15 protein-coding genes are annotated in these 19018 nt (G+C 68.9%); 8 read left to right on the top strand and 7 right to left on the bottom strand.

Translation table 11 applies throughout. The features are described from left to right. Nucleotides 1-10: 10 nt before the first annotated feature. Complete coding sequence (locus QFZ47_RS26490) at nucleotides 11-1204, bottom strand: MFS transporter (RefSeq protein ID WP_307658466.1); 1194 nt, start codon at nucleotides 1202-1204, stop codon at nucleotides 11-13. A 100-nt stretch (nucleotides 1205-1304) separates the two neighbouring features. Here QFZ47_RS26490 and QFZ47_RS26485 point away from each other — a divergent pair, with 100 nt between their 5' ends. Beyond that, on the top strand, nucleotides 1305-2267 hold the full coding sequence (locus QFZ47_RS26485; RefSeq protein ID WP_307658465.1) for a LysR family transcriptional regulator: 963 nt from the start codon (nucleotides 1305-1307) through the stop codon (nucleotides 2265-2267). Here the strand turns inward: QFZ47_RS26485 and QFZ47_RS26480 are convergent. The 3 genes from QFZ47_RS26480 to QFZ47_RS26470 all read right to left on the bottom strand — a co-directional run bounded on the left by QFZ47_RS26480 (nucleotide 2216) and on the right by QFZ47_RS26470 (nucleotide 5667). Then, nucleotides 2216-2989, bottom strand: a complete 774-nt coding sequence (locus tag QFZ47_RS26480; protein ID WP_307658464.1) for a fumarylacetoacetate hydrolase family protein — start codon at nucleotides 2987-2989, stop codon at nucleotides 2216-2218. The two genes, QFZ47_RS26485 and QFZ47_RS26480, sit on opposite strands and share 52 nt — an antisense overlap. A gap of 342 nt (nucleotides 2990-3331) precedes the next feature. Further along, entirely contained in the window at nucleotides 3332-4309 is a 978-nt protein-coding gene (locus QFZ47_RS26475) for a Bug family tripartite tricarboxylate transporter substrate binding protein (protein WP_307659025.1), read from the bottom strand. A 113-nt stretch (nucleotides 4310-4422) separates the two neighbouring features. Continuing rightward, nucleotides 4423-5667: a pyridoxal-phosphate-dependent aminotransferase family protein gene (locus tag QFZ47_RS26470; protein WP_307658463.1), complete on the bottom strand. Its 1245-nt coding sequence runs from the start codon at nucleotides 5665-5667 to the stop codon at nucleotides 4423-4425. Nucleotides 5668-5788: 121 nt separating this feature from the next. On the opposite strand from QFZ47_RS26470, the gene QFZ47_RS26465 reads away from it, so the two are divergent. The 3 genes from QFZ47_RS26465 to QFZ47_RS26455 are packed head-to-tail and all read left to right on the top strand — an operon-like array spanning nucleotide 5789 to nucleotide 10169. Next, complete coding sequence (locus QFZ47_RS26465) at nucleotides 5789-6484, top strand: GntR family transcriptional regulator (RefSeq protein WP_307658462.1); 696 nt, start codon at nucleotides 5789-5791, stop codon at nucleotides 6482-6484. A gap of 13 nt (nucleotides 6485-6497) precedes the next feature. Next, a complete protein-coding gene (locus tag QFZ47_RS26460; protein ID WP_307658461.1) occupies nucleotides 6498-9575 on the top strand; it encodes an FAD-binding and (Fe-S)-binding domain-containing protein in 3078 nt (1025 codons plus the stop codon). 21 nt (nucleotides 9576-9596) lie between these two features. Further along, nucleotides 9597-10169 carry a methylated-DNA--[protein]-cysteine S-methyltransferase gene (locus QFZ47_RS26455; RefSeq protein ID WP_307658460.1) on the top strand — a complete coding sequence of 191 codons (573 nt, stop codon included), beginning with the start codon at nucleotides 9597-9599 and terminating at the stop codon, nucleotides 10167-10169. Nucleotides 10170-10185: 16 nt separating this feature from the next. On the opposite strand, the gene QFZ47_RS26450 is transcribed toward QFZ47_RS26455, so the two are convergent. Beyond that, complete coding sequence (locus QFZ47_RS26450; protein ID WP_307658459.1) at nucleotides 10186-11406, bottom strand: MFS transporter; 1221 nt, start codon at nucleotides 11404-11406, stop codon at nucleotides 10186-10188. A gap of 66 nt (nucleotides 11407-11472) precedes the next feature. Continuing rightward, nucleotides 11473-12387, bottom strand: coding sequence for a LysR substrate-binding domain-containing protein (locus QFZ47_RS26445; RefSeq protein ID WP_307658458.1), 915 nt, complete (start codon nucleotides 12385-12387; stop codon nucleotides 11473-11475). A gap of 78 nt (nucleotides 12388-12465) precedes the next feature. On the opposite strand from QFZ47_RS26445, the gene QFZ47_RS26440 reads away from it, so the two are divergent. Then, a complete protein-coding gene (locus tag QFZ47_RS26440; protein ID WP_307658457.1) occupies nucleotides 12466-13635 on the top strand; it encodes an MFS transporter in 1170 nt (389 codons plus the stop codon). Next, nucleotides 13632-14246: a pyridoxamine 5'-phosphate oxidase family protein gene (locus tag QFZ47_RS26435; RefSeq protein ID WP_307658456.1), complete on the top strand. Its 615-nt coding sequence runs from the start codon at nucleotides 13632-13634 to the stop codon at nucleotides 14244-14246. The genes QFZ47_RS26440 and QFZ47_RS26435 overlap by 4 nt, the downstream gene beginning before the upstream one ends. 18 nt (nucleotides 14247-14264) lie before the next feature. Here QFZ47_RS26435 and QFZ47_RS26430 read toward each other — a convergent pair whose 3' ends face one another. Beyond that, a complete protein-coding gene (locus QFZ47_RS26430; RefSeq protein ID WP_307658455.1) occupies nucleotides 14265-16136 on the bottom strand; it encodes a M48 family metallopeptidase in 1872 nt (623 codons plus the stop codon). Between the two features lie 240 nt (nucleotides 16137-16376). On the opposite strand from QFZ47_RS26430, the gene QFZ47_RS26425 reads away from it, so the two are divergent. Together QFZ47_RS26425 and QFZ47_RS26420 are read left to right on the top strand one after the other, a co-directional pair. Then, nucleotides 16377-17567: a multidrug effflux MFS transporter gene (locus tag QFZ47_RS26425; RefSeq protein ID WP_370880648.1), complete on the top strand. Its 1191-nt coding sequence runs from the start codon at nucleotides 16377-16379 to the stop codon at nucleotides 17565-17567. A 14-nt stretch (nucleotides 17568-17581) separates the two neighbouring features. Continuing rightward, nucleotides 17582-19003, top strand: a complete 1422-nt coding sequence (locus QFZ47_RS26420) for an MFS transporter (RefSeq protein WP_307659024.1) — start codon at nucleotides 17582-17584, stop codon at nucleotides 19001-19003. The last annotated feature ends 15 nt before the right edge of the window (nucleotides 19004-19018 follow it).

Below are 19018 nucleotides of genomic sequence, written 5' to 3'. Positions count from 1 at the left end.
AGAGGGGAGTTCAGGCCCGTGCCGAGGCGCAATCGGCCGGCGAGGCATTGCTGTTTTCGCGCCGGTCGAGCGAACGGCTCCAGAGCGCGATCGCCAGGCCGGCGAGCGTGAGCAGCGCGGCCACCCAGCCGAGCGCGCGCAGGCCCGGCCCATGGTCGATGACCACGCCGCCCACCCACGCGCCGAGCGCATTGCCCAGGTTGAAGGCCGCGATGTTGAGGCTCGACGCCAGGTTCTGGCCCGCGCCCGAAGCCTTCTCGAGCACGCGCAGCTGCATCGGCGCCACGGTGGCGAAGGAAGCGATGCCGAGCAGGCCGACGAACACCACGGCCGTGAACGGCGTTCCGATGGTGAACTGCATCGCGCCAAGCACCGCGGCCAGCGCCACCAGCGTGCCGAGCACGGCCGGCATCGTCGACTTGTCGGCCAGCCTGCCGCCGAGGAGATTGCCGATGGCCAGGCCACCGCCGAACACCAGCAGGATCGGCGACACCACCGATTCGGACAGGCCGGTGACCTGCGTCAGCAAGGGCTGGATGTAGGTGAACACCACGAACACGCCCGCGAAGCCGAGCACCGTCATCGCCAGGCCGAGCAGCACCTGCGGCCGCGCGAGCACCGCGAGTTCGTCGCGCAAAGGTACCGGCTTGGCTTCGCTCCTGACACGCGGCACGAACACGGCGAGCACGGCAAAGGCCAGCACGCCGATCAGCGTCACCGCCCAGAAGGTGGCGCGCCAGCCGTACTGCAGGCCGAGCCAGGCACCGGCCGGCACGCCCAGCAGCGTGGCGGCCGTGAGGCCGGTGAACATGATGGCGATGGCCGAGGCGCGGCGTTCCGGCGCGACCAGCCCGGTGGCCACCACCGAGCCCACGCCGAAGAAGGTGCCATGCGCGAGCGAGGTGACCACGCGCGCGGCCATCAGCAATTCATAGCTGGGCGCGAGCGCACAGGCCAGGTTGCCGAGCGTGAAGATCGCCATCAGTGCAAGCAGCACCGTCTTGCGCGGCAGCTTGCGGGTGGCGATGGTGAGCACGGGCGCGCCGACCGCGACGCCGAGTGCGTAGCCCGAAATCAGCAGGCCGGCGGCCGTGATGGAGACGTGGAGATCCGCCGACACCTGCATCAGCAGGCCCATGATGACGAATTCGGTGGTGCCTATTCCGAAGGCACCGGCGGTGAGGGCGAGTAAAGCGATTGGCATGATGGCTCTACTGTGCGGGCTGGCGGCCTGGATGACTAGAATGCCGTCCGGACATAGACTTGTGAGTTGAACTCACAACAGGAAGACACCAGGAACCGCCATGCCCCGCATCGATGTCAACCGCTCCGGCGAAATGGAAGCCTTCGTGCAGGTGGTCGAATCCGGCGGGTTCTCGGCCGCAGCGCGCCTGCTCGGCATGACGCCTTCGGCCGTGAGCAAGCTCGTGGCACGGCTCGAGCTGCGGCTGGGCATCCAGCTGGTGCACCGCTCCACGCGCAAGCTGCAGCTCACGCCCGAGGGCCTGCATTTCTACGAGCGCAGCACGCGCGTGCTGGCCGACATGGACGAGGCCGAGCGCTGCGCCGCCGCGGGCGCCGCGCCGCGCGGGCGCGTAAGCATCAACGCGAGCGTGTCCTTCGGGCACCACAAGCTGGTGCCGCTGGTGCCGCGCCTGCTCGAACTGCATCCGCAGATCACGCTGGACATTGCGCTCACCGACCGCATCGTCGACCTGATGGACGAGCGCGCCGACATCGCGATCCGCTGGGGCCAGCTGCCGTCGTCGGACCTGGTGGCACGGCGCCTGGGCGAAACCAGCCAGTCCATCGTGGCCTCGCCCGGCTACCTTGCCAAGTACGGCACGCCGCACACGCCGCAGGAGCTGGAAGCGCACAACCGCCTGGGCTGGAGCTACCGGCGCAATGCGCCCGACTGGCCGCTGCGCGTGGACGGACGAATGATTGCGCTGCCCGTGGCCGGGCCGGTGCGCGCGGGAGACGGAGAAACCCTGCGCCAGCTGGCGATTGCCGGTGCGGGTGTGGCGCGGCTGTCGCTGTATCACATCCAGCACGACATCGATGCCGGCCGGCTGGTGCCGCTGCTCGAGGAATTCAACCCGGGCGAGGTGGAGCCGATCCACGCGGTGTATATCGGCAAGGCCGGCACCTTGCCGGCACGCGTGCGCGCGGTGCTCGATTTCCTGGTGGCCTGCTCGGGCGTGGGAGGAGGGCGCTATACGCGGAGGCGCACCGCGCCGATGCCCGCGAATTCCACCGTCACCTGATCGCCGCGGCGGCAGGGCACGATGCCGACCCACGAGCCGGTGGTGACCACGGTGCCGGCCGGCGCCGTCTGCCCGTGCCGCGTGATGTGGCGCAGCCAGATCGGCAGCAGCCACGCCGGATCGGCCAGCGGATGGGTGCCTTCGCGCACAACGGTTTTCGCGTTGCCGACCTTCGTTTCGCAGCGCTGCGAAGCCCAGTCGACCGCGGCATAGGGTTGCCATTCGCCAAGCACCAATGCGCCGTGCACCTGCGAATCGGCCAGGCGCAGCAGCGCGGGCGTAGCGGCCAGGTCCTGCCAGCGCGAGTCGACGATCTCGACCGAAACAGCCATCGCATCGATGAGCGAAGCGGCGTTGCCGTGGTCGAGCTTCGCGGCTTGCGCAGGCGTCACGTCCTGGCCGAGCCGCAGCGCGATTTCGGCTTCGATGCCGGGCGTGTGGAACGCGAGGTCGCTGAACTCGGCCGGGCCCTGGCGCACGCCGGCCGGCGGCAGCGGCGCATGCGTGAGCGTGGCGCTGCGCGAGCCGCCGCCGGATTTCCAATGACGGGGGACGGCGCCATCGTCACCGAACCAGCCGAGCGCGGCGGCCACGGCGTCCTGCACTTCATAGGCCTGGGTTGCGTCTTGCAGCGCATCGGTCCAGGGCGCGGCGTCGAGGGTGCGGTTGTTCCGGCGCGCGGCGATCAGGGCGTCGGCGAGGGCGGTCATTGAAGTGGTCATGTCGGGATTTTCTCAGTTGCTCTGGCGCGCGTTGTATTTGCAGGTTCTTGTGTTCGGGCGCTGTTTGGTTCAGGGCGCGTGCACAGGCCACCGGGTACTCCCCTCCGCGAATGTCCCCCGGCCTGCGGCCTCCTCCTTGATTTCGCTGCGGGGAGCACCCGATGCCCTGTGCACTTGGGCACGCTGCTGGTGTACCGCTGATCAACGACCGCTGCGCATAACGCTCCCGTCGATGGGGTGCCTTGCGCAGCGAAATAAAGGAGGAGCCGAAGGCGGGGGACATTCGCGGAGCAAGGTACCCCGTCGGCGGGAGCGCGCCCCGGACCAACGGCGTTTCAACTTTCAAGTATCCACATGCACCTTGCCATCCTTCACCACCTTCGCCCACTTCGCGATCTCGGTCGAGATGAACTGCCTGAACTTGTCCTGCGAACCGCCGCCGTCCTCGGCGCCATAGGTGTCGAGCTTCTCCTGCACGTCGGGCATCGCCAGCGCCGTGTTGACGTCGCGGTTCACCTTCTCGGCAATGCCCTGCGGCAGCTTGCCCGGGCCCGCGAGCCCGTACCAGGTGGTGGCCTCGAAACCCGCGAAACCCTGTTCCTGCATCGTCGGCACGTTCGGATGTCCCTTGGCGCGCTTGCCGCGCGTTTGCGCCACGGCCAGCACGCGGCCGCTCTTCACGTGCGGCGTGGCCGCTGTCATGGTTTCGAAGCTGTACTGGATCTGGCCGCCCATCAGGTCGGCCAGGAGCGGGCCGCTGCCTTTGTAGGGCACGTGCAGCGCATCGACCCGGGCCTGCAGCTTGAACATTTCCAGCGCCAGGTGCTGCGCCGAGCCCGCGCCCGCGGAGCCGAAGCTCACCGTGCCGGGCGCGGCCTTGCAGGCGGCCACGATGTCGTTCACCGTGAGCGCCTTCTGCGCCGGGCTCGCGATCAGCAGGTTGGGCGTGACGCCCACCAGCACGATCGGCACGAAGTCGCGCTCCACGCTGTAGCGCAGCTTGGGCTGCAGGCTGGGCGCGAGTGCATGGCTGTTGATGTGCGCCATGAGCAGCGTGCTGCCGTCGCTGGGCTGCTGCGACACGTATTCGGCCGCCAGCACGCCGGCCACGCCGCCCTTGTTCTCGACGATGACCTGCTGGTTCCACATCACCGTGAGCTTCTGCGCCACCACGCGCGCGAGCGCATCGGTGCCGCCGCCGGGCGGAAAGCCCACCACGATGCGCACCGGCCCCGAAGGCCACTCCTGCGCAAAGAGCCGGGGCACGCCCAGCGTGGCGGCCGCGGCACCCGCGGCCTGAATCAGCGAACGTCTCTGCATCATCTTTGTCTCCAGTGTGTGGTGGGTCCGATGCGTGCCGGGCTCGAAAGCCCGGCAAGGTGGTGGCCGCCGCGCCGTTCGAGCGGCGCGCTGCGGCCGGTGTGTTCTTGCGGCTACGCGGCCTTCTGCAGGCTGGCAGGCGCCGCCGAGTGGCTCGCGAAATGATCCATCGCCGCCTGCACGCCACTGCCCGCCAGCTTGATGCCGCTGAGCTTCATGCCCATTTCCACGCCCGCCACCATGGCCACCAGCGTCAGGTCGTTGCTGTCGCCCAGGTGGCCCATGCGGAACATGCGGCCCTTGAGCTTGCCCAGGCCCGTGCCCAGCGAGAGGTCGAAGCGCTGGTGGATGAGCCGGCGCAGCGCATCGGCATCGACGCCTTCGGGCGTGATCACGCCGGTGAGCACGGGCGAATACACGGCCGGGTCGGCGCACTGGATCGGCAGGCCCCAGGCATTGACCGCCGCGCGCACGCCGGCGGCCCAGCGCTGGTGGCGCGCGAAGACGTTGTCGAGGCCCTCGCCAAGCAGCATGTCGAGCGATTCCGAAAGCCCGTAGAGCAGGTTGGTGTTGGGCGTGTAGGGCCAGTAGCCGTCCTTGTTCATCTCCACGATCTCGTCCCAGGCCCAGAACGCGCGCGGCAGCTTTGCGCCCTTGGCGGCTTCGAGCGCGCGCGGCGAAAGTGCGTTGAAGCTGATGCCCGGCGGCAGCATCAGGCCCTTTTGCGAGCCGCTGATGGTGACGTCCACGCCCCATTCGTCGTGCCGGAAATCGGCGCTCGCCAGGCCCGAGATGCTGTCGACCATCAGCAGCGCCGGGTGGCCCGCCGCATCGATGGCCTTGCGCACCGAGGCGATGTCGGAAGTGACGCCGGTGGAGGTTTCGTTGTGCACCACGCACACGGCCTTGATCTTCTTTTCGGTGTCCTTGCGCAGGCGCGCCTCGATGAGGTCGGCCTGCACGCCACGGCGCCAGCTGGGTGCGGCGGGCAATTGGTCGTCCTTGCCGGACCAGGCGAGGAATTCGGTCGAGAGGCCCAGGCGCGTGGCCATCTTCTCCCAGAGCGTCGCGAAGTGGCCGGTCTCGTACATCAGCACGTGATCGCCCGGGCTCAAGGTGTTCGCGAGCGCAGCCTCCCAGGCACCGGTGCCGGAAGCGGGGTAGATCGCGACCGGATGCTTCGTCTTGAAGATCTGCCGGATGCCGCCGAGCACCTTGAGCCCCAGCGTGCCGAACTCGGGCCCGCGGTGGTCGATGGTCGGCAGGCTCATGGCCCGCAGGATGCGGTCGGGCACCGGACTGGGGCCGGGGATCTGGAGGAAGTGGCGGCCGGTGGGATGGATGTCGAGTTGCAGCATGGACTGTCCTTTCGCTTTCAGTTTTGCATTCAAAACTGATTCCAACATGCTGGTTTACCCTTGTGTCTTGGGATTGCGACTGTGGTTTTTTGCATTCAAAATGCATTCAAGGGAAACAGACATGACTGCAGACATCATCGAAATCTCGCGCCTCGCGCTGCACGACCAGGTGGCTTCGCGCCTGCGCACGATGCTGGTCGAAGGGCACATCGCCCCGGGCGCCAAGCTCAACGAGCGCGAGCTGTGCCTTCAGCTGCGCGTCTCGCGCACGCCGCTGCGCGAGGCCATCAAGCTGCTCGCGGCCGAAGGGCTGGTCGACCTGCTGCCCAACCGCGGCGCGGTGGCGGTGAAGCTCACCGAGGCCGACGTGCTCAACACCTTCGAGGTGCTGGCCATGCTCGAAGGCATGTCGGGCGAGCTGGCGGCCAAGCGCATCACCGACGAAGAACTGGCCGAGGTGCGCGCGCTGCACTACGAGATGATGGCCTGCTTCGCGCGGCGCGATCTCTCCGGCTACTACCGCCTCAACGCGCGCATCCACACCGCCATCAACGAGGCGGCGGCGAACCCGGTGCTGTCGAGCACCTACCGCTCGATCAACGCGCGCGTGCAGTCGCTGCGCTTTCGCACCAACCAGGACGAGGCCAAGTGGAAGCACGCGGTCGAGGAGCACGAACAGATGATCGAAGCGCTGGCCGCTCGCGATGCGCCGGCAATGCGCAAGGTGCTGGTCGCGCACCTGACGCGCAAGCGAGACACCGTGCTGGCGCTGCTGCGCGCCGGCGAAATCTATCCCCAGGCCAACAAGGCGGGCTGAGGCCCATCACACCATGCGCGTCGATCCCGCCAGCCACATCCAGCCCGCCGGAACCGTTCTTCCGCCCAACGACACCTGCGAACTGCTCGCACGCCGGCTGCGCGCCGAGACCGAAGGCGAGGTGCTGTTCGACGACGGTTCGCGCGGCCGCTACGCCACCGATGCGTCGATCTACCAGATCACGCCGGTCGGCGCTTTCGTGCCCACCAACGAGCGCGACATTGCCACCGCCATCGACATTGCGCGCGACCTGAAGGTGCCGGTGCTCGCGCGCGGCGGCGGCACCAGCCAGTGCGGCCAGACCACGGGCGCCGCGCTGGTGATCGACAACAGCAAGCATTTCCGCCGCGTGCTCGATGTGAACGTGGAGGAGGGCACCGCCACCGTCGAGCCCGGCCTGGTGCTCGACCATCTGAATGCACAGCTCAAGCCGCATGGCCTGTGGTACCCCGTCGATGTGTCGACCAGCGCGCAGGCCACGCTGGGCGGCATGGCGGGCAACAACTCCTGCGGCTCGCGCTCCATCGCCTACGGCAACATGGTGCACAACGTGCTGGGCGCGAGCGCCTGGCTCTCGAGCGGCGAGCTGGTGGAGTTTGGGCCGCAATCCACGCTGGGCGCCCGTGCGGCCGGCATTGCGAGCTTCGTGCACGGGCTGGCGCTTGCGCACCGCGAGCAGATCCACGCCCACTGGCCCAAGGTGCTGCGCCGCGTGGCGGGCTACAACCTCGACATCTTCGACAACCAGAGCGAGAAGCCGTACACCGCGGACGGCAGCGTGAACCTCGCGCACTTGCTGATCGGCGCCGAGGGCACGCTGGCCTACACGAAGAGCCTCACGCTCAAGCTCGCGCCGCTGCCGCGCGCCAAGGTGCTGGGCATCGTGAACTTTCCGACCTTCCATGCGGCCATGGATGCCGCGCAGCACATCGTGAAGCTGGGCCCCACGGCGGTGGAACTGGTCGACCGCACGATGATCGAGCTGAGCCTGGCCAACCCGGCTTTCAAGCCCACGGTGGAAACCGCGCTGATCGGCAAGCCCGCGGCCATTTTGCTGGTCGAGTTTGCGGGCACCGGGAAGGCCGCGCTGCTGCCGCAGCTGAAGCAGCTGGTCGAGCTGATGGGCGACCTCGGCCTGCCCCGCAGCGTGGTCGAAATGCCCGACGACGCGCGCCAGAAGAACCTCTGGGAAGTGCGCAAGGCCGGCCTCAACATCATGATGAGCCTGAAGGGCGACGGCAAGCCGGTGAGCTTCATCGAGGACTGCGCCGTGCCGCTCGAGCACCTGGCCGAATACACCGATGCATTGACCGAAGTGTTTGCGAGGTATGGCAGCCGCGGCACCTGGTATGCGCATGCCTCGGTCGGCACGCTGCATGTGCGGCCGATCCTGGACATGCGTACCGATGGCGGCGCCAAGATGCGCGCTATTGCGGAAGAAGCCTCCGTGCTGGTGCGCAAGTACAAGGGCGCCTTCAGCGGCGAGCATGGCGACGGCCTGTGCCGCGGCGAGTGGATCGAATGGCAGTTCGGCCCGGCCCTCAACGAGGCGTTCCGCGCCATCAAGCAGAAGCTCGATCCGGCCAACCTGTTCAACCCCGGCAAGATCGTCGACACGCCACGCATGGACGACGCGTCGCTGTTGCGCTTTGCGCCGCCCACGGCGCCCAGGCCCTACCGGCGCATCGAACTCAAGCCCGTGCTCGACTGGTCGGCCTGGAACGTCAACGCCGACCCGGTGACCGAGAAGACCAGCGCGCCCGGCACCGGCGGCGACAGCACCGGCGGCCTCGCCAAGGCCGTGGAAATGTGCAACAACAACGGCCACTGTCGCAAGTTCGACGCCGGCACCATGTGCCCGAGCTACCGCGTGACGCGCGACGAGCAGCACCTGACGCGCGGGCGCGCCAACACGCTGCGGCTCGCGCTCTCGGGCCAGCTCGGCGCCGATGCTTTCACCGGCGAAGAAATGCACGAGACCATGGACCTGTGCGTCGGCTGCAAGGGCTGCAAGCGCGATTGCCCGACCGGCGTCGACATGGCGAAGATGAAGATCGAGTTCCTCGACCACTACAAGAAGCGCCACGGCCACTCGCTCAAGGACAAGCTGGTGGCCCACATGCCCGACTACGCGCACCGCGCGAGCCGCGTGCCATGGCTCATGAACCTGCGCAACACCGTGCCCGGCGCGGCCTGGCTGGGCGAGAAGCTGCTGGGCTTTTCGGCACGCCGGTCGCTGCCCGAATGGCGCTCCGACACCTTCTGGCGCGCCAAGGCCGACCTGCACGGCATGTTCGCCAGCCGCGAAGCCGTGCTGTCGGTGCAGGCGAACGGCGGCAAGGCCGCGGTGCTTTTCGTCGACACCTTCAACGGCACCTTCGAAAGCGAGAACGCGCTCGCTGCGGCCCGCGTGCTCAAGGCCGCGGGCTACACGCTGCACACGGTCGAGAAGAGCGGCGGGCACCACTGCTGCGGCCGCACCTTCCTGGCCAGCGGCATGGTGGGCGAGGCCAAGCGCCGCGCCGAGGCGCTGATCGATGCGCTGCGGCCGCTCGCCGAAGCCGGCATTGCCATCGTCGGGCTCGAGCCTTCATGCTTGCTCACGCTGCGCGACGAGACCCTGGTGATGGGCTTCGGCAAGAAGGCCGAAACCGTGGCCAGGCAGGCGCTGCTGTTCGAGGAGTTCATTGCGCGCGAGCTGAAGGCCGGGCGCTTCGCGCTCGCGCTCACGCCGGCCACGGCGCCGATCCTGCTGCACGGCCATTGCCACCAGAAAGCCTTCGGCGCGGTCAGCCCGATCCTGGATGTGCTGCGGCTCATTCCCGGCGCCGAGCCCGAGCTGATCGAAAGCTCCTGCTGCGGCATGGCGGGCAGCTTCGGCTACGAGGCGCGCCACATCGACGTCTCGATGCAGATGGCTGAGGCCAGCCTGCTGCCGGCGATCCGAGCCAGGCCCGACGCCATCGTGGTGGCCGACGGCACCAGTTGCCGCCATCAGATCGGGGATGGCGCGCAGCGCGAGGCGGTGCATGTGGCTGTGCTGCTGGAGCGGCACCTCGTGCCGCCAACCCTGTCGCCCGAGCAGACTTAGCAGCTGGCACAAAATGCCGTGATGAATGCAGCATCGAGCAGCGGCAGCGAAATCATCGAGCCGGGCTTTGCCTTGTTCGAAACCGCGATAGGCACCTGCGCGCTGGCCTGGGGGCTGCGCGGGCTCGTCGGTGTGCAACTGCCGGAAGAAAACGGCGAAGCCGCCACGCGGGCGCGCATGCGGCGCCGCTTTGCGAACCTGAATGAGGCCGAGCCGCCTGAAAGCGCGCAGCGCGCGATCACAGCCATCCAGGGCTTGCTAAAAGGCGCTTCCGACGACCTCGGCGACTTCGAGCTCGACATGAGCGCCGTGTCGGAATTCCACCAACGCATCTATGCGATTGCGCGGCGCATTCCGCCCGGGCAAACGCGCACCTATGGCGAAATCGCGGCCGAACTCGGCGACAAGGGCCTGTCGCGCGCGGTGGGCCAGGCCATGGGCCACAACCCCTTCGCGCCGGTGGTGCCGTGCCACCGCGTGCTGGCCGCGGGCAACAAGCCCGGTGGTTTTTCGGCGGGCGGCGGCGCGCTGACGAAACTGCGCATGCTCGACATCGAAGGCGCGCGGCCGAACGGAATGGCTTCGCTTTTCTAGCAGCCTCCGGAAGCCGTCACGCCGCCGCAACCGGCAGCCGGTGCAGCCCCGCGATGCGCGAGGCAAAAATGATTCCCGCCTGCAAGAAGAAACCCGCCAGCGCGAGCAGCAGGCAGGCCGGCTCGCCCCACGTTGCGCCCACAACGCCGCCCAGCGCGGCACCGATCGGCCGGGCGCCCGCATTGATCGTGAGGAACACCGCCGACACCCGGCCCAGCATCGCCGAGGCCGTGACGCTCTGCCGCAGCGTGGTGGTGGTGATGGTCCAGACCATCGGCCCGGCGCCGAAGAGAAAGAACGACAGCGCGGCCAGCGATGCGGCCGGCACCACCAGCGTGGCCGCCATGGCCGCCGCGGCAACAACCGCCACGGCAGGACCGACCTGGATCGCACGGCCGAACGGCAGGCGCGCAACCACGCGCGATGTCAGCAGTGCGCCCGCCACCATGCCCGCGCCGTACATCGCCAGCGTGAAGCCGACCGCCTGCGCGCCAAGGCCCAGAACCCGCACCGCATACGGCACGTAGCCGGCCTGCAGCACGAACCACGAGATGTTGAAGACCGCGCCGGTCATCAGCATGGGCCGCAGCAATTCGTGCCGCCAGACAAAGCGCGCGCCATCGCGCACATCGAGCAGCGGATGGCGCCGCGATGCGGCCGGGCGCGGCGCTTCGGCCAGGCGCAGCAGCAGGCCCACCGCCGTGACCGAGAGCACGGCCGCCAGCACGAAGGCCGTCGAGGCACCCGCCCACGCGACCAGCGCGCCCGCCAGCGCAGGCCCGGCCGTGAACGCCGCGCTGCGCGCAAGCTCCAGCCGGCCGTTGGCGGCTGCCAATGCATCGCGCGGCACGAGTGCCGGCACCAGCGCGGGCGCCGCGACGCTGAAGCCCACGGTGCCGACCGCACCCAGGAACCCGAGCACCGCGAGCCAGCCGATGCCGAGCCTGGACGACAGCACCATGGCCAGCAGCACCAGCAGCGAGACGGCACGCAGCCCCTCGGATGCCACCATCAGCCGCTGCCGCGACATGCGATCGGCCAGCACGCCCAGCGGCATCGACAGCAGCAGAAAAGGCAGCGTCTGGATGGCGGCGAGAAAGCCGATCTCGCCCGGCCCCGCACCGAACATGAGCACCGCGACCAGCGGCACCGCTGCAAGGCTCAGCTGCTCGGCGGACTGCGCCGCGAGGTTGGACCACGCAAGGTAGACAAAGGGACGGGGAAGGGCGGTTTTCATGCGGCAGGTGCTTCATGTGCGAGGAAGCCCCCATGCTGCGGCCGCGCGCCGCCCGGCGCTGGCCGTTTACGGACCTGCGAGCGTCATCGCGCCTTGCGAGTCCGAGGCCATCATTTCCTCGAACCATTGCGCGACGCATGCGGCTTCGGGTGTGGCGTCGGGCGCCAGACCGTAGTAGTAGCGGTTCAGCGCCATGCGCAGCGAGGGGAGCGGCGACTGCAGCCGGCCGGAGGCCAGGTCGTGCGCCACCAGCGAGGTCGGCGCCAGCGCGATGCCCAGCCCGTCGACCGCGGCCTGCAGCACGAAGTGCAGGTGGTCGAACAGGAGCCGCCCCGCGGGCTTGGCACGCGGTGCGCCGACATGCTTCTTCCAGTCGTCCCAGTCTTCCTTGCGCGTGCGGGCCGACAGCTGCACGTGCGAGGCCAGCGCGCGCAGGTCCGAAAGCGGATGCGCCTTGAACAGCGTCGGCGCGCCGACCACCAGCACCTCGTCTTCGAGGAAGGGGCGCACCTCGATGGAAGGCGGCCAGCCCTCGAGCCCGCGGCGCACCGCGATGTCGAAGCTGCCCGCGGCCTGCTCGGGCATGACCGTGCTCGTGACCACCTGCGGTTCGATCTCGGGGTAGCGCTCGACGAACGACGGCAGCCGCGGAATGAGCCACCGCACCGCGAAGGAAGGCCGCACGTTGATCCTCACGGCACGGGCCGGCCCCTGTGCCTGCAGCGCACGCGCTGCCGCATGGATCTGCGCGATGGCCGGGCCTGCCTCGGCAAAGAACTGCTGTCCTTCCGCGGTCAAGGCGACCTGGCGGATGCGGCGCTCGAACAGCGCGACGCCCAGGCATTCTTCGAGGCTCTTGATCTGCCGGCTCACCGCGCTGTGCGTCACATGAAGCTCGATGGCCGCGCGCGTGAAGCTCTGGTGGCGGGCCGCGGCGACGAAGGCGCGCACGGCATTGAGGGGCGGTTCTCGCAGCGGCATGCGTGCGATTTTCTCACGCATGGCGGGCGTTAATGTCGTTTGCCGGCATGCCGTGCCACGGCGCACCATGCGGGCTCGATGCTTCGCACCACGCCCGCTCCGGCTCTCGCTGCCACCGACCTGAACTCCCGCCACGCAGCCATTGCGCTCGGGCTTTCGCTGCCGGCCGACGTGGTGCTCTACCTGTTGCTACCGATGTACGCCGGGCAGTTCGGCGTGACGCTGGCGGAGGCCGGCATGCTGCTCGCGGCCAATCGGCTCGTGCGCATCGCGGGCTACGGCGCGGTGGCGCGCTTCTATGCGCGCAACGGCGACCGGCTCACCTGCACCATCGCCGTGGTGGCGGCCGCGTTCTGCGGGCTCGGCTACGCCACGCTCTCGGGCTTCTGGGCGCTGCTGCCGCTGCGGCTCGTGTGGGGCCTGTGTTTTGCCGCGCTCAATCTGTCAACGCAGTCGCTGGCCACGGCCGAGCTGCTTGGTGCGGCACGCCGCAGCGGGCGTTCGCGTGCGCTCATCGCGATCGGGCCGGTGCTGGCGCTGCCGCTGGGCGCGCTGCTGGCGCTGTGGGCCGGTCCGCGCATCATCTTCGGCATTCTTGCCGTGTTCTCGCTGGTGGCGGTGCTGGTCACGCGGCGCTTGCCTGCGGTGCCGCATGGCGCCGGGCCACGACGCGCGCGCCGCTTCAAGCGGCCCAACAGCCTCGATGCCTGGTCGTTCATGGAAGGGCTGACGCTCGACGGGCTCTTCATCATCGGCCTGTCCTATCTGGGCAAGGACCTGATGCCGGGCGGCGCGGTGGTCATGGCCGGTTCGCTGATGGCGCTGCGCTACCTGGCGGAAATCCTGCTGAGCCCGGTCGGCGGCCACCTGGCGGAGCGCTTCGGCGCCGAGCGGCTGCTGGTGAGTCTCTCGCTCGTGACGGCGATGGCGCTGGTCGGCTTCGGCCTGGGCTGGCTGTGGAGCTGCGCGGCATCGATCGTGGTCCTGCGCGCCTTGCAGCTGCCCTTGCTGCCGCCCATCGTGGCGCGCCGCACGCCGGGGCCGGAGCGCATGCACGCGCTGGCTGCGCGCGCGGTATGGCGCGACATCGGCGCCGGCATCGGGCCGCTGCTGGCCGGGCTCCTGCTGCCGGTCGTAGCATCGTCGTGGCTCTACGGCATCTGCGCGCTGCTGCTGGCCGCGGCGGCACTGGCCTGCGGCAGAAACCCGTCAACCCCGGCAGACACAAAACAAGGAGCGACTCCATGACCCATGCCATCGACACCATCGAGCAACTCGAAGCGCTGTTCGGCCAAGCCGGCGAGACCTCGCTCAAGAAGGAGGTGCCCTGGCTGCACCCGAGCTACCAGGCGCTGATTGCCGCTTCGCCCTTTGCCGTGCTGGCCACCGCCGGACCCGGCGGCCTCGACGCCTCCCCGCGTGGCGACCCGCCCGGTTTCGTGGCGGTGCAGGACGAGAAGACGCTGCTGCTGCCCGAGCGCCGCGGCAACAACCGCATCGACAGCCTGCGCAACATCGTGGCCGATCCGCGCGTGGCGCTGCTGTTCCTGATTCCCGGCGTGGGCGAAACCTTGCGCGTGAACGGCAGGGCGCGCATCACGACCGAGCCTGAACTCATGGCGCGCTTCGCGATGGAGGGCAAGCTGCCGCAGTGCGTGATCGAGATCCGCGTGGAGTCCGTTTTCTTCCAGTGCGCGCGCGCCATCCAGCGCTCGAAGCTGTGGGCGCCGCTGCCGGCGCAGATGCGGCGCGAGGTGCCTACGCCCGGCGCCATCCTGTCGGCGCTGACCGATGCCGCCTTCGACGGAGAGGTCTACGACCGCGAGCTGCCGGCGCGGCAGCGTTCTACCTTGTATTGAGCAGCGCCCCGCGGCTCGTCAGGGCTGTGGCGATGCCTGTTGTTGCTGCTGCTGCTGCGCCCTCATGAACTGGTGCCGCTGCCAGTAGCGGCCGACCGCGCCCTTGAAGTTCTCCTTCTGCTTGCCCAGGCCGCCCACCTTGACCTTGGTGGTGCGCGCACCGAGCATGCCCTTGTCGTGGTGCGTGACGACCAACAAGTCGCCAAAGGTGTTGTCGTGGAACGTCAGGTCCTTGACCTCGTCCCATGCGATCGTCGAGCCGCCATCGACGCTCTGGCGCAGGCCCGCATGGCTCACCTCGATGCTCTCGCCGTTCTTCAGCGCGAACGCGACCGGCGGAAAGTGGCGCAGCACCACGGCGCGCTCTTCCTCGGTGGCCGGCTCGTAGCGGTAGGCGAGGCTCAGTTCGTGGTTCTGGACGAAGCGCTGCTCGTAGTCGCTCCACAGGCGCTGCTCGATGGCGGCGGCGGTCTCGATGTCGTCGGCCCACGAGGCCTCTGGCGCGGTCGCGACGATGGCGCCGTAGGCGCTTTCGGGCACGTGGTGGCCGACGTTGCGCATGCGTTCGAGCAGCGGCGGATGGCTGTCGTAGGGATGCGGTACATCGGCGGTCTTCATGCTTTCGACGAATGCGTCGGAGTTGGCATAGGGCGGCAGGCCGGCGGCCACGAAGCCGGCGATGCCGAGCGCGCCGTCGTGCTGGCGGTCCTGCGCAAAGAGCTTGCGTTCGACGTCGTTGCGGTAGCTGGCGTAGGCCGAAATCTTGATGAGCGACTGCACGATGGCGCCCGGCGCGGTGAGGCTCGCGGCAACGCGGTCGGCCTTGTATTCGCGCTCCCGGCTGTCGCGCGCCAGTGCAAACGCAAAGATCATGCGATAGAGGCGCAGCAGGTAGTGCGCCACGATGCTCAGGCCGCCGTCGCGCATCTTCCAGGTGTACTGGTCGAACTGCAGCAGCTTGGGGCCGAGCGCAGCGCTGCTGCGGGTGTCGCCACCGCCCAGGTGGGCCAGTTCGTGCGCCAACACCGCATCGGCCTCGGACTGGTCGAGCACGCGCAGCAGCGGAATGCTCACGAACAGCGTGCGGCCTTGCAGCGTGCGTCCGCCCACCTCGCAGGGCGCTTCGGTGACGAAGAAGTTGGTGTCGATACCGGCCACGATCTGGTCGGGCGGCGCGGTCTTCACGCGGGCGGCCAGCTGGCGGATGCGTTCCCACAGGCGCGGTGCGTCGGCCTCGGCGACCACTTCGCCTTCGATCTCGTTGCCGAAGGGCAACTGCTTGAACAGCGTGTAGATCGCATAGAACACGGCCACCGCGGCCGCAATGCCCGCGATGATGATCAGCTTGACGTAGTAGCTCTGCCAGAAGTAAGCCGTGAGCCAGAACGACAGCCACACCAGCATCGCGCTCTGCAGCGCGACCTCGGCCGCGCTCGACACCGTCATGAGCCGCCAGCCCGCGACGAAGCTCGCATAGCGCAGGCCGCGGTTGGCAAAGGCCAGTGCGCCCAGCACCAGCGCCGCGGCGAGCAGCGCCGCGCCGAGCACCAGTGTCCAGATGGCGGCACGGTCGGCCCAGTGGAACTGCCAGTGCATCGAGTAGGGGCTGCACACCTTGTCGTGGAAATTCTTGTCCTCGGGCGCGGTCGCGCTGCAGGCCTTGGAGAGCGGATGGCTGCGATAGAACTCGGTGGCCTGTGCCTTGTCGGCCGCGGACAGGCGGGTGTCCGAAGCGATGCGCGTCTCGATCGCCTGCAGGAATTCGGCGTCCTCCGAACGCAGTGCGTATTCGGTGAAGACCAGCGTCGCCGCCGGAATCGCGAAGAGCGACACCAGGGTCAAAAGAAAGACGCGAAAGAGGTCGGCATGGATCGTTCGGGCGAGGGCCATAAGGTGCTGCTCCTGGAAGCGATGTTGTGATTCGTTGTGTGGAACTGTCCGGGAATCGATAGCGTAGCGGCCGTTTGCCTCGTTGCGTATGCCGGACATCGTTCATTGCGAATGGCGTGAATACGAAGGTCGTACTCTTTGCACGGAATTAGCAACGACCGGGTGGCGACCCCACGCCTGCACCGGTTGCCGCGCTTGGCGACAATCGATCCGATGCGTTCTTCTTCTCCCTTCTTCAAGATGGCCCTGCTGCTGGGCCTGCTCTCCGCCATCGGCCCCTTCGCCATCGACATGTACCTGCCGGCGCTGCCGGCCATCGGCCAGACGCTGCGGGCCGACATCGGCGCGGTGCAGATGAGCCTCACGGCGTTCTTCCTTTCGCTGGGCGCGGGGCAGCTGCTGTACGGGCCGGTCTCGGACATGGTCGGGCGCAAGCCGCCGCTCTATGCCGGGCTGGTGCTGTTCGCGCTTGCAAGCGTGGGCTGCGCGCTGGCCACCGACATCCACACGCTGATCGCGCTGCGCTTCGTGCAGGGCCTGGGCGCGGCGGCCGGCATGGCGATTCCGCGCGCGGTGGTGCGCGACCTGCACACCGGCACCGATGCCGCGCGGCTCATGTCGCTCCTGATCCTGGTGTTCAGCGTGTCGCCGATCCTTGCGCCGCTGGTGGGCAGCGCCGTGATCGCGGTGGCGGGCTGGCGCGGCGTGTTCTGGGCCGTGACCATCGCCGCGGTGGCGGGCCTCGCGATGATGGTCACGCAGCTGCGCGAAACGCGGCCGCCCTCGGAGCGCGTCGAGAGCAGCCTCGGCAGCGCCTTGTCGGCCTACTGGGTGCTGCTGCGCGACTGGCACTACCTCGGGCTGGTCTTCATCGGCGGCTTCGCGATGGCGGGCTTCTTCACCTACCTGGCGAATTCTTCGTTCGTGATGATCGACCACTACGGCCTGTCGCCCGCGCTGTACAGCGTGGCCTTCGGCGTGAACGCGGCGGCCTTCATCGGCGCCTCGCAGCTCACGGGCTCGCTGGGCGAGCGCTTCGGGCTGGTGGGCCTGGTCAAGTTCGGCGTGGTGGCCTCGGGCATTGCGATGCTCGCCATGTTCGCGTACTTCGCGGCGGGCGGCGACAGCCTCTGGGTGTTGATCGTGCTGTACTTCATTGCCTCCGGTTTCATGGGCCTGGTGATTCCGACCACCGGCGTGCTGGCGCTGGAAATGCACGGCGCCATTGCGGGCACCGCTTCGGCGCTGCTCGGCACGCTGCAGATGCTGACCGGCGCACTGGCGATGGCGGTGGTCGGCCTCTTCACCGACGGCCGTCCGCTGCCGATGGTGACCGGCATGGCCGGCGGCGCGCTGATCGCGCTGGTGCTGACCTGGCTCACGCTGGGCAGCGTGCGGTCCGAGCCCACGCGCAGGACGCAGCAGGCGTGAGCAGCACGGCGCACATGGAAGCCGCGGCATCCGTGGACAGCAAGGCCGCGCAGCCCATCGACGGGCTGGACCAGCCCGCGCGCCAGCGCGCGATGCTGGTGATCATTCTCGGCATCATGGTGGCCGTGCTCGACGGCACCATCGTCAACCTGGCGTTGCCGGGCATTGCGCGCGAACTGCAGGCCAGCCCGTCGCATGCCATCTGGGTGGTGAACGCCTACCAGATCGCCACGCTGGTCATGCTGCTGCCGCTCGCGTCGCTGGGCGACCTGGTCGGCTACCGGCGGGTCTACCTGGTGGGCATGGCGGTGTTCACGCTGTCATCGATCGGCGCCACCTTTGCCGATTCGCTGGCCACGCTGATTGCCGCGCGCACCTTCCAGGGCTTGGGCGCGGCCGGCATCATGAGCGTGAACGCGGCGCTGGTGCGGCTGACCTTTCCCTCGGCGCTGCTGGGGCGCGGCATGGCGATCAACTCGATGGTGGTGGCCACGTCCTCCGTCGCCGGACCCTCGGTGGCCGCCGCCATTCTTTCGGTGGCCTCGTGGCCGTGGCTGTTTGCCATCAACGTGCCGCTGGGCGCCATCACGCTGGCGCTGGGCCTGCGGGCGCTGCCGTTCAACCGTGTGGCACCGGCGGCCGGCCTGCGCTTCTCGCCGATCGACGTGGCGCTGAACGTGCTGATGTTCTCGCTGGTGTTCTTGGGCGTCGACCGCCTGGGCGTGCGCGAGGGCAGTGCGGGCGGCGGCTCGGCCTGGCTCATCCTGCTGGCCGGCGTGGCGGTGGGCTTCGTCTATCTCCGGCGGCAGCGCACGCTGGCGGTGCCGCTGTTTCCGATCGACCTGCTGCGCATTCCGGTGTTCGCGCTTTCCATGGGCACGTCGGTGGCCGCGTTCTGCGCGCAGATGCTGGCCTACATCGCGCTGCCGTTCCTGCTGCTCGAGGTGTACGGCCGCAGCCACATCGAGGCCGGGCTGCTCATCACCGCCTGGCCGCTGGCCATCGTGGCCATGGCGCCGATCGCGGGCCGGCTGATCGGGCGCTACCCGGACGGGCTGCTCGGCGGCATCGGGCTGGGCCTGCTCGCCATCGGCCTGGCGCTCTTGGCGGCGCTGCCGGCGCATCCGGGCAATGCCGACATCGCGTGGCGCATGGCACTGTGCGGGCTGGGCTTCGGCCTGTTCCAGTCGCCCAACAACCACACCATCGTGACTTCGCCGCCCGCGCACCGCAGCGGCGCGGCCAGCGGCATGCTGGGCACGGCGCGGCTCACGGGGCAGACGCTGGGCGCGGTGGTGCTGGCCGGCGTGTTCAGCATCTGGAGCCCGCATGGCGGCCACGGGCCGATGGTGGCGCTGGTGCTGGCGGCCTGCTGCGCGGGGCTGGCGGCGGTCTTCAGCAGCCTGCGGCTGAAGACGACAGGGCACGGTGGCTGAATAGGTTAGGGTACG

The organism is Variovorax paradoxus (assembly GCF_030815975.1).
Lineage (GTDB): Bacteria > Pseudomonadota > Gammaproteobacteria > Burkholderiales > Burkholderiaceae_C > Variovorax > Variovorax paradoxus_N.
The sequence above is the reverse complement of the archived record's forward strand: the minus strand, read 5'-3'. Positions and strand labels throughout refer to the sequence as shown.

What these genes read in the sequence shown, in the direction of transcription:
- QFZ47_RS26490 (WP_307658466.1), bottom strand. Translation starts at nt 1,204, where the DNA reads ATGCCAATCGCTTTACTCGCCCTCACCGCCGGTGCCTTCGGAATAGGC.
- QFZ47_RS26485 (WP_307658465.1), top strand. Translation starts at nt 1,305, where the DNA reads ATGCCCCGCATCGATGTCAACCGCTCCGGCGAAATGGAAGCCTTCGTG.
- QFZ47_RS26480 (WP_307658464.1), bottom strand. Translation starts at nt 2,989, where the DNA reads ATGACCACTTCAATGACCGCCCTCGCCGACGCCCTGATCGCCGCGCGC.
- QFZ47_RS26475 (WP_307659025.1), bottom strand. Translation starts at nt 4,309, where the DNA reads ATGCAGAGACGTTCGCTGATTCAGGCCGCGGGTGCCGCGGCCGCCACG.
- QFZ47_RS26470 (WP_307658463.1), bottom strand. Translation starts at nt 5,667, where the DNA reads ATGCTGCAACTCGACATCCATCCCACCGGCCGCCACTTCCTCCAGATC.
- QFZ47_RS26465 (WP_307658462.1), top strand. Translation starts at nt 5,789, where the DNA reads ATGACTGCAGACATCATCGAAATCTCGCGCCTCGCGCTGCACGACCAG.
- QFZ47_RS26460 (WP_307658461.1), top strand. Translation starts at nt 6,498, where the DNA reads ATGCGCGTCGATCCCGCCAGCCACATCCAGCCCGCCGGAACCGTTCTT.
- QFZ47_RS26455 (WP_307658460.1), top strand. Translation starts at nt 9,597, where the DNA reads ATGAATGCAGCATCGAGCAGCGGCAGCGAAATCATCGAGCCGGGCTTT.
- QFZ47_RS26450 (WP_307658459.1), bottom strand. Translation starts at nt 11,406, where the DNA reads ATGAAAACCGCCCTTCCCCGTCCCTTTGTCTACCTTGCGTGGTCCAAC.
- QFZ47_RS26445 (WP_307658458.1), bottom strand. Translation starts at nt 12,387, where the DNA reads ATGCCGCTGCGAGAACCGCCCCTCAATGCCGTGCGCGCCTTCGTCGCC.
- QFZ47_RS26440 (WP_307658457.1), top strand. Translation starts at nt 12,466, where the DNA reads ATGCTTCGCACCACGCCCGCTCCGGCTCTCGCTGCCACCGACCTGAAC.
- QFZ47_RS26435 (WP_307658456.1), top strand. Translation starts at nt 13,632, where the DNA reads ATGACCCATGCCATCGACACCATCGAGCAACTCGAAGCGCTGTTCGGC.
- QFZ47_RS26430 (WP_307658455.1), bottom strand. Translation starts at nt 16,136, where the DNA reads ATGGCCCTCGCCCGAACGATCCATGCCGACCTCTTTCGCGTCTTTCTT.
- QFZ47_RS26425 (WP_370880648.1), top strand. Translation starts at nt 16,377, where the DNA reads ATGGCCCTGCTGCTGGGCCTGCTCTCCGCCATCGGCCCCTTCGCCATC.
- QFZ47_RS26420 (WP_307659024.1), top strand. Translation starts at nt 17,582, where the DNA reads ATGGAAGCCGCGGCATCCGTGGACAGCAAGGCCGCGCAGCCCATCGAC.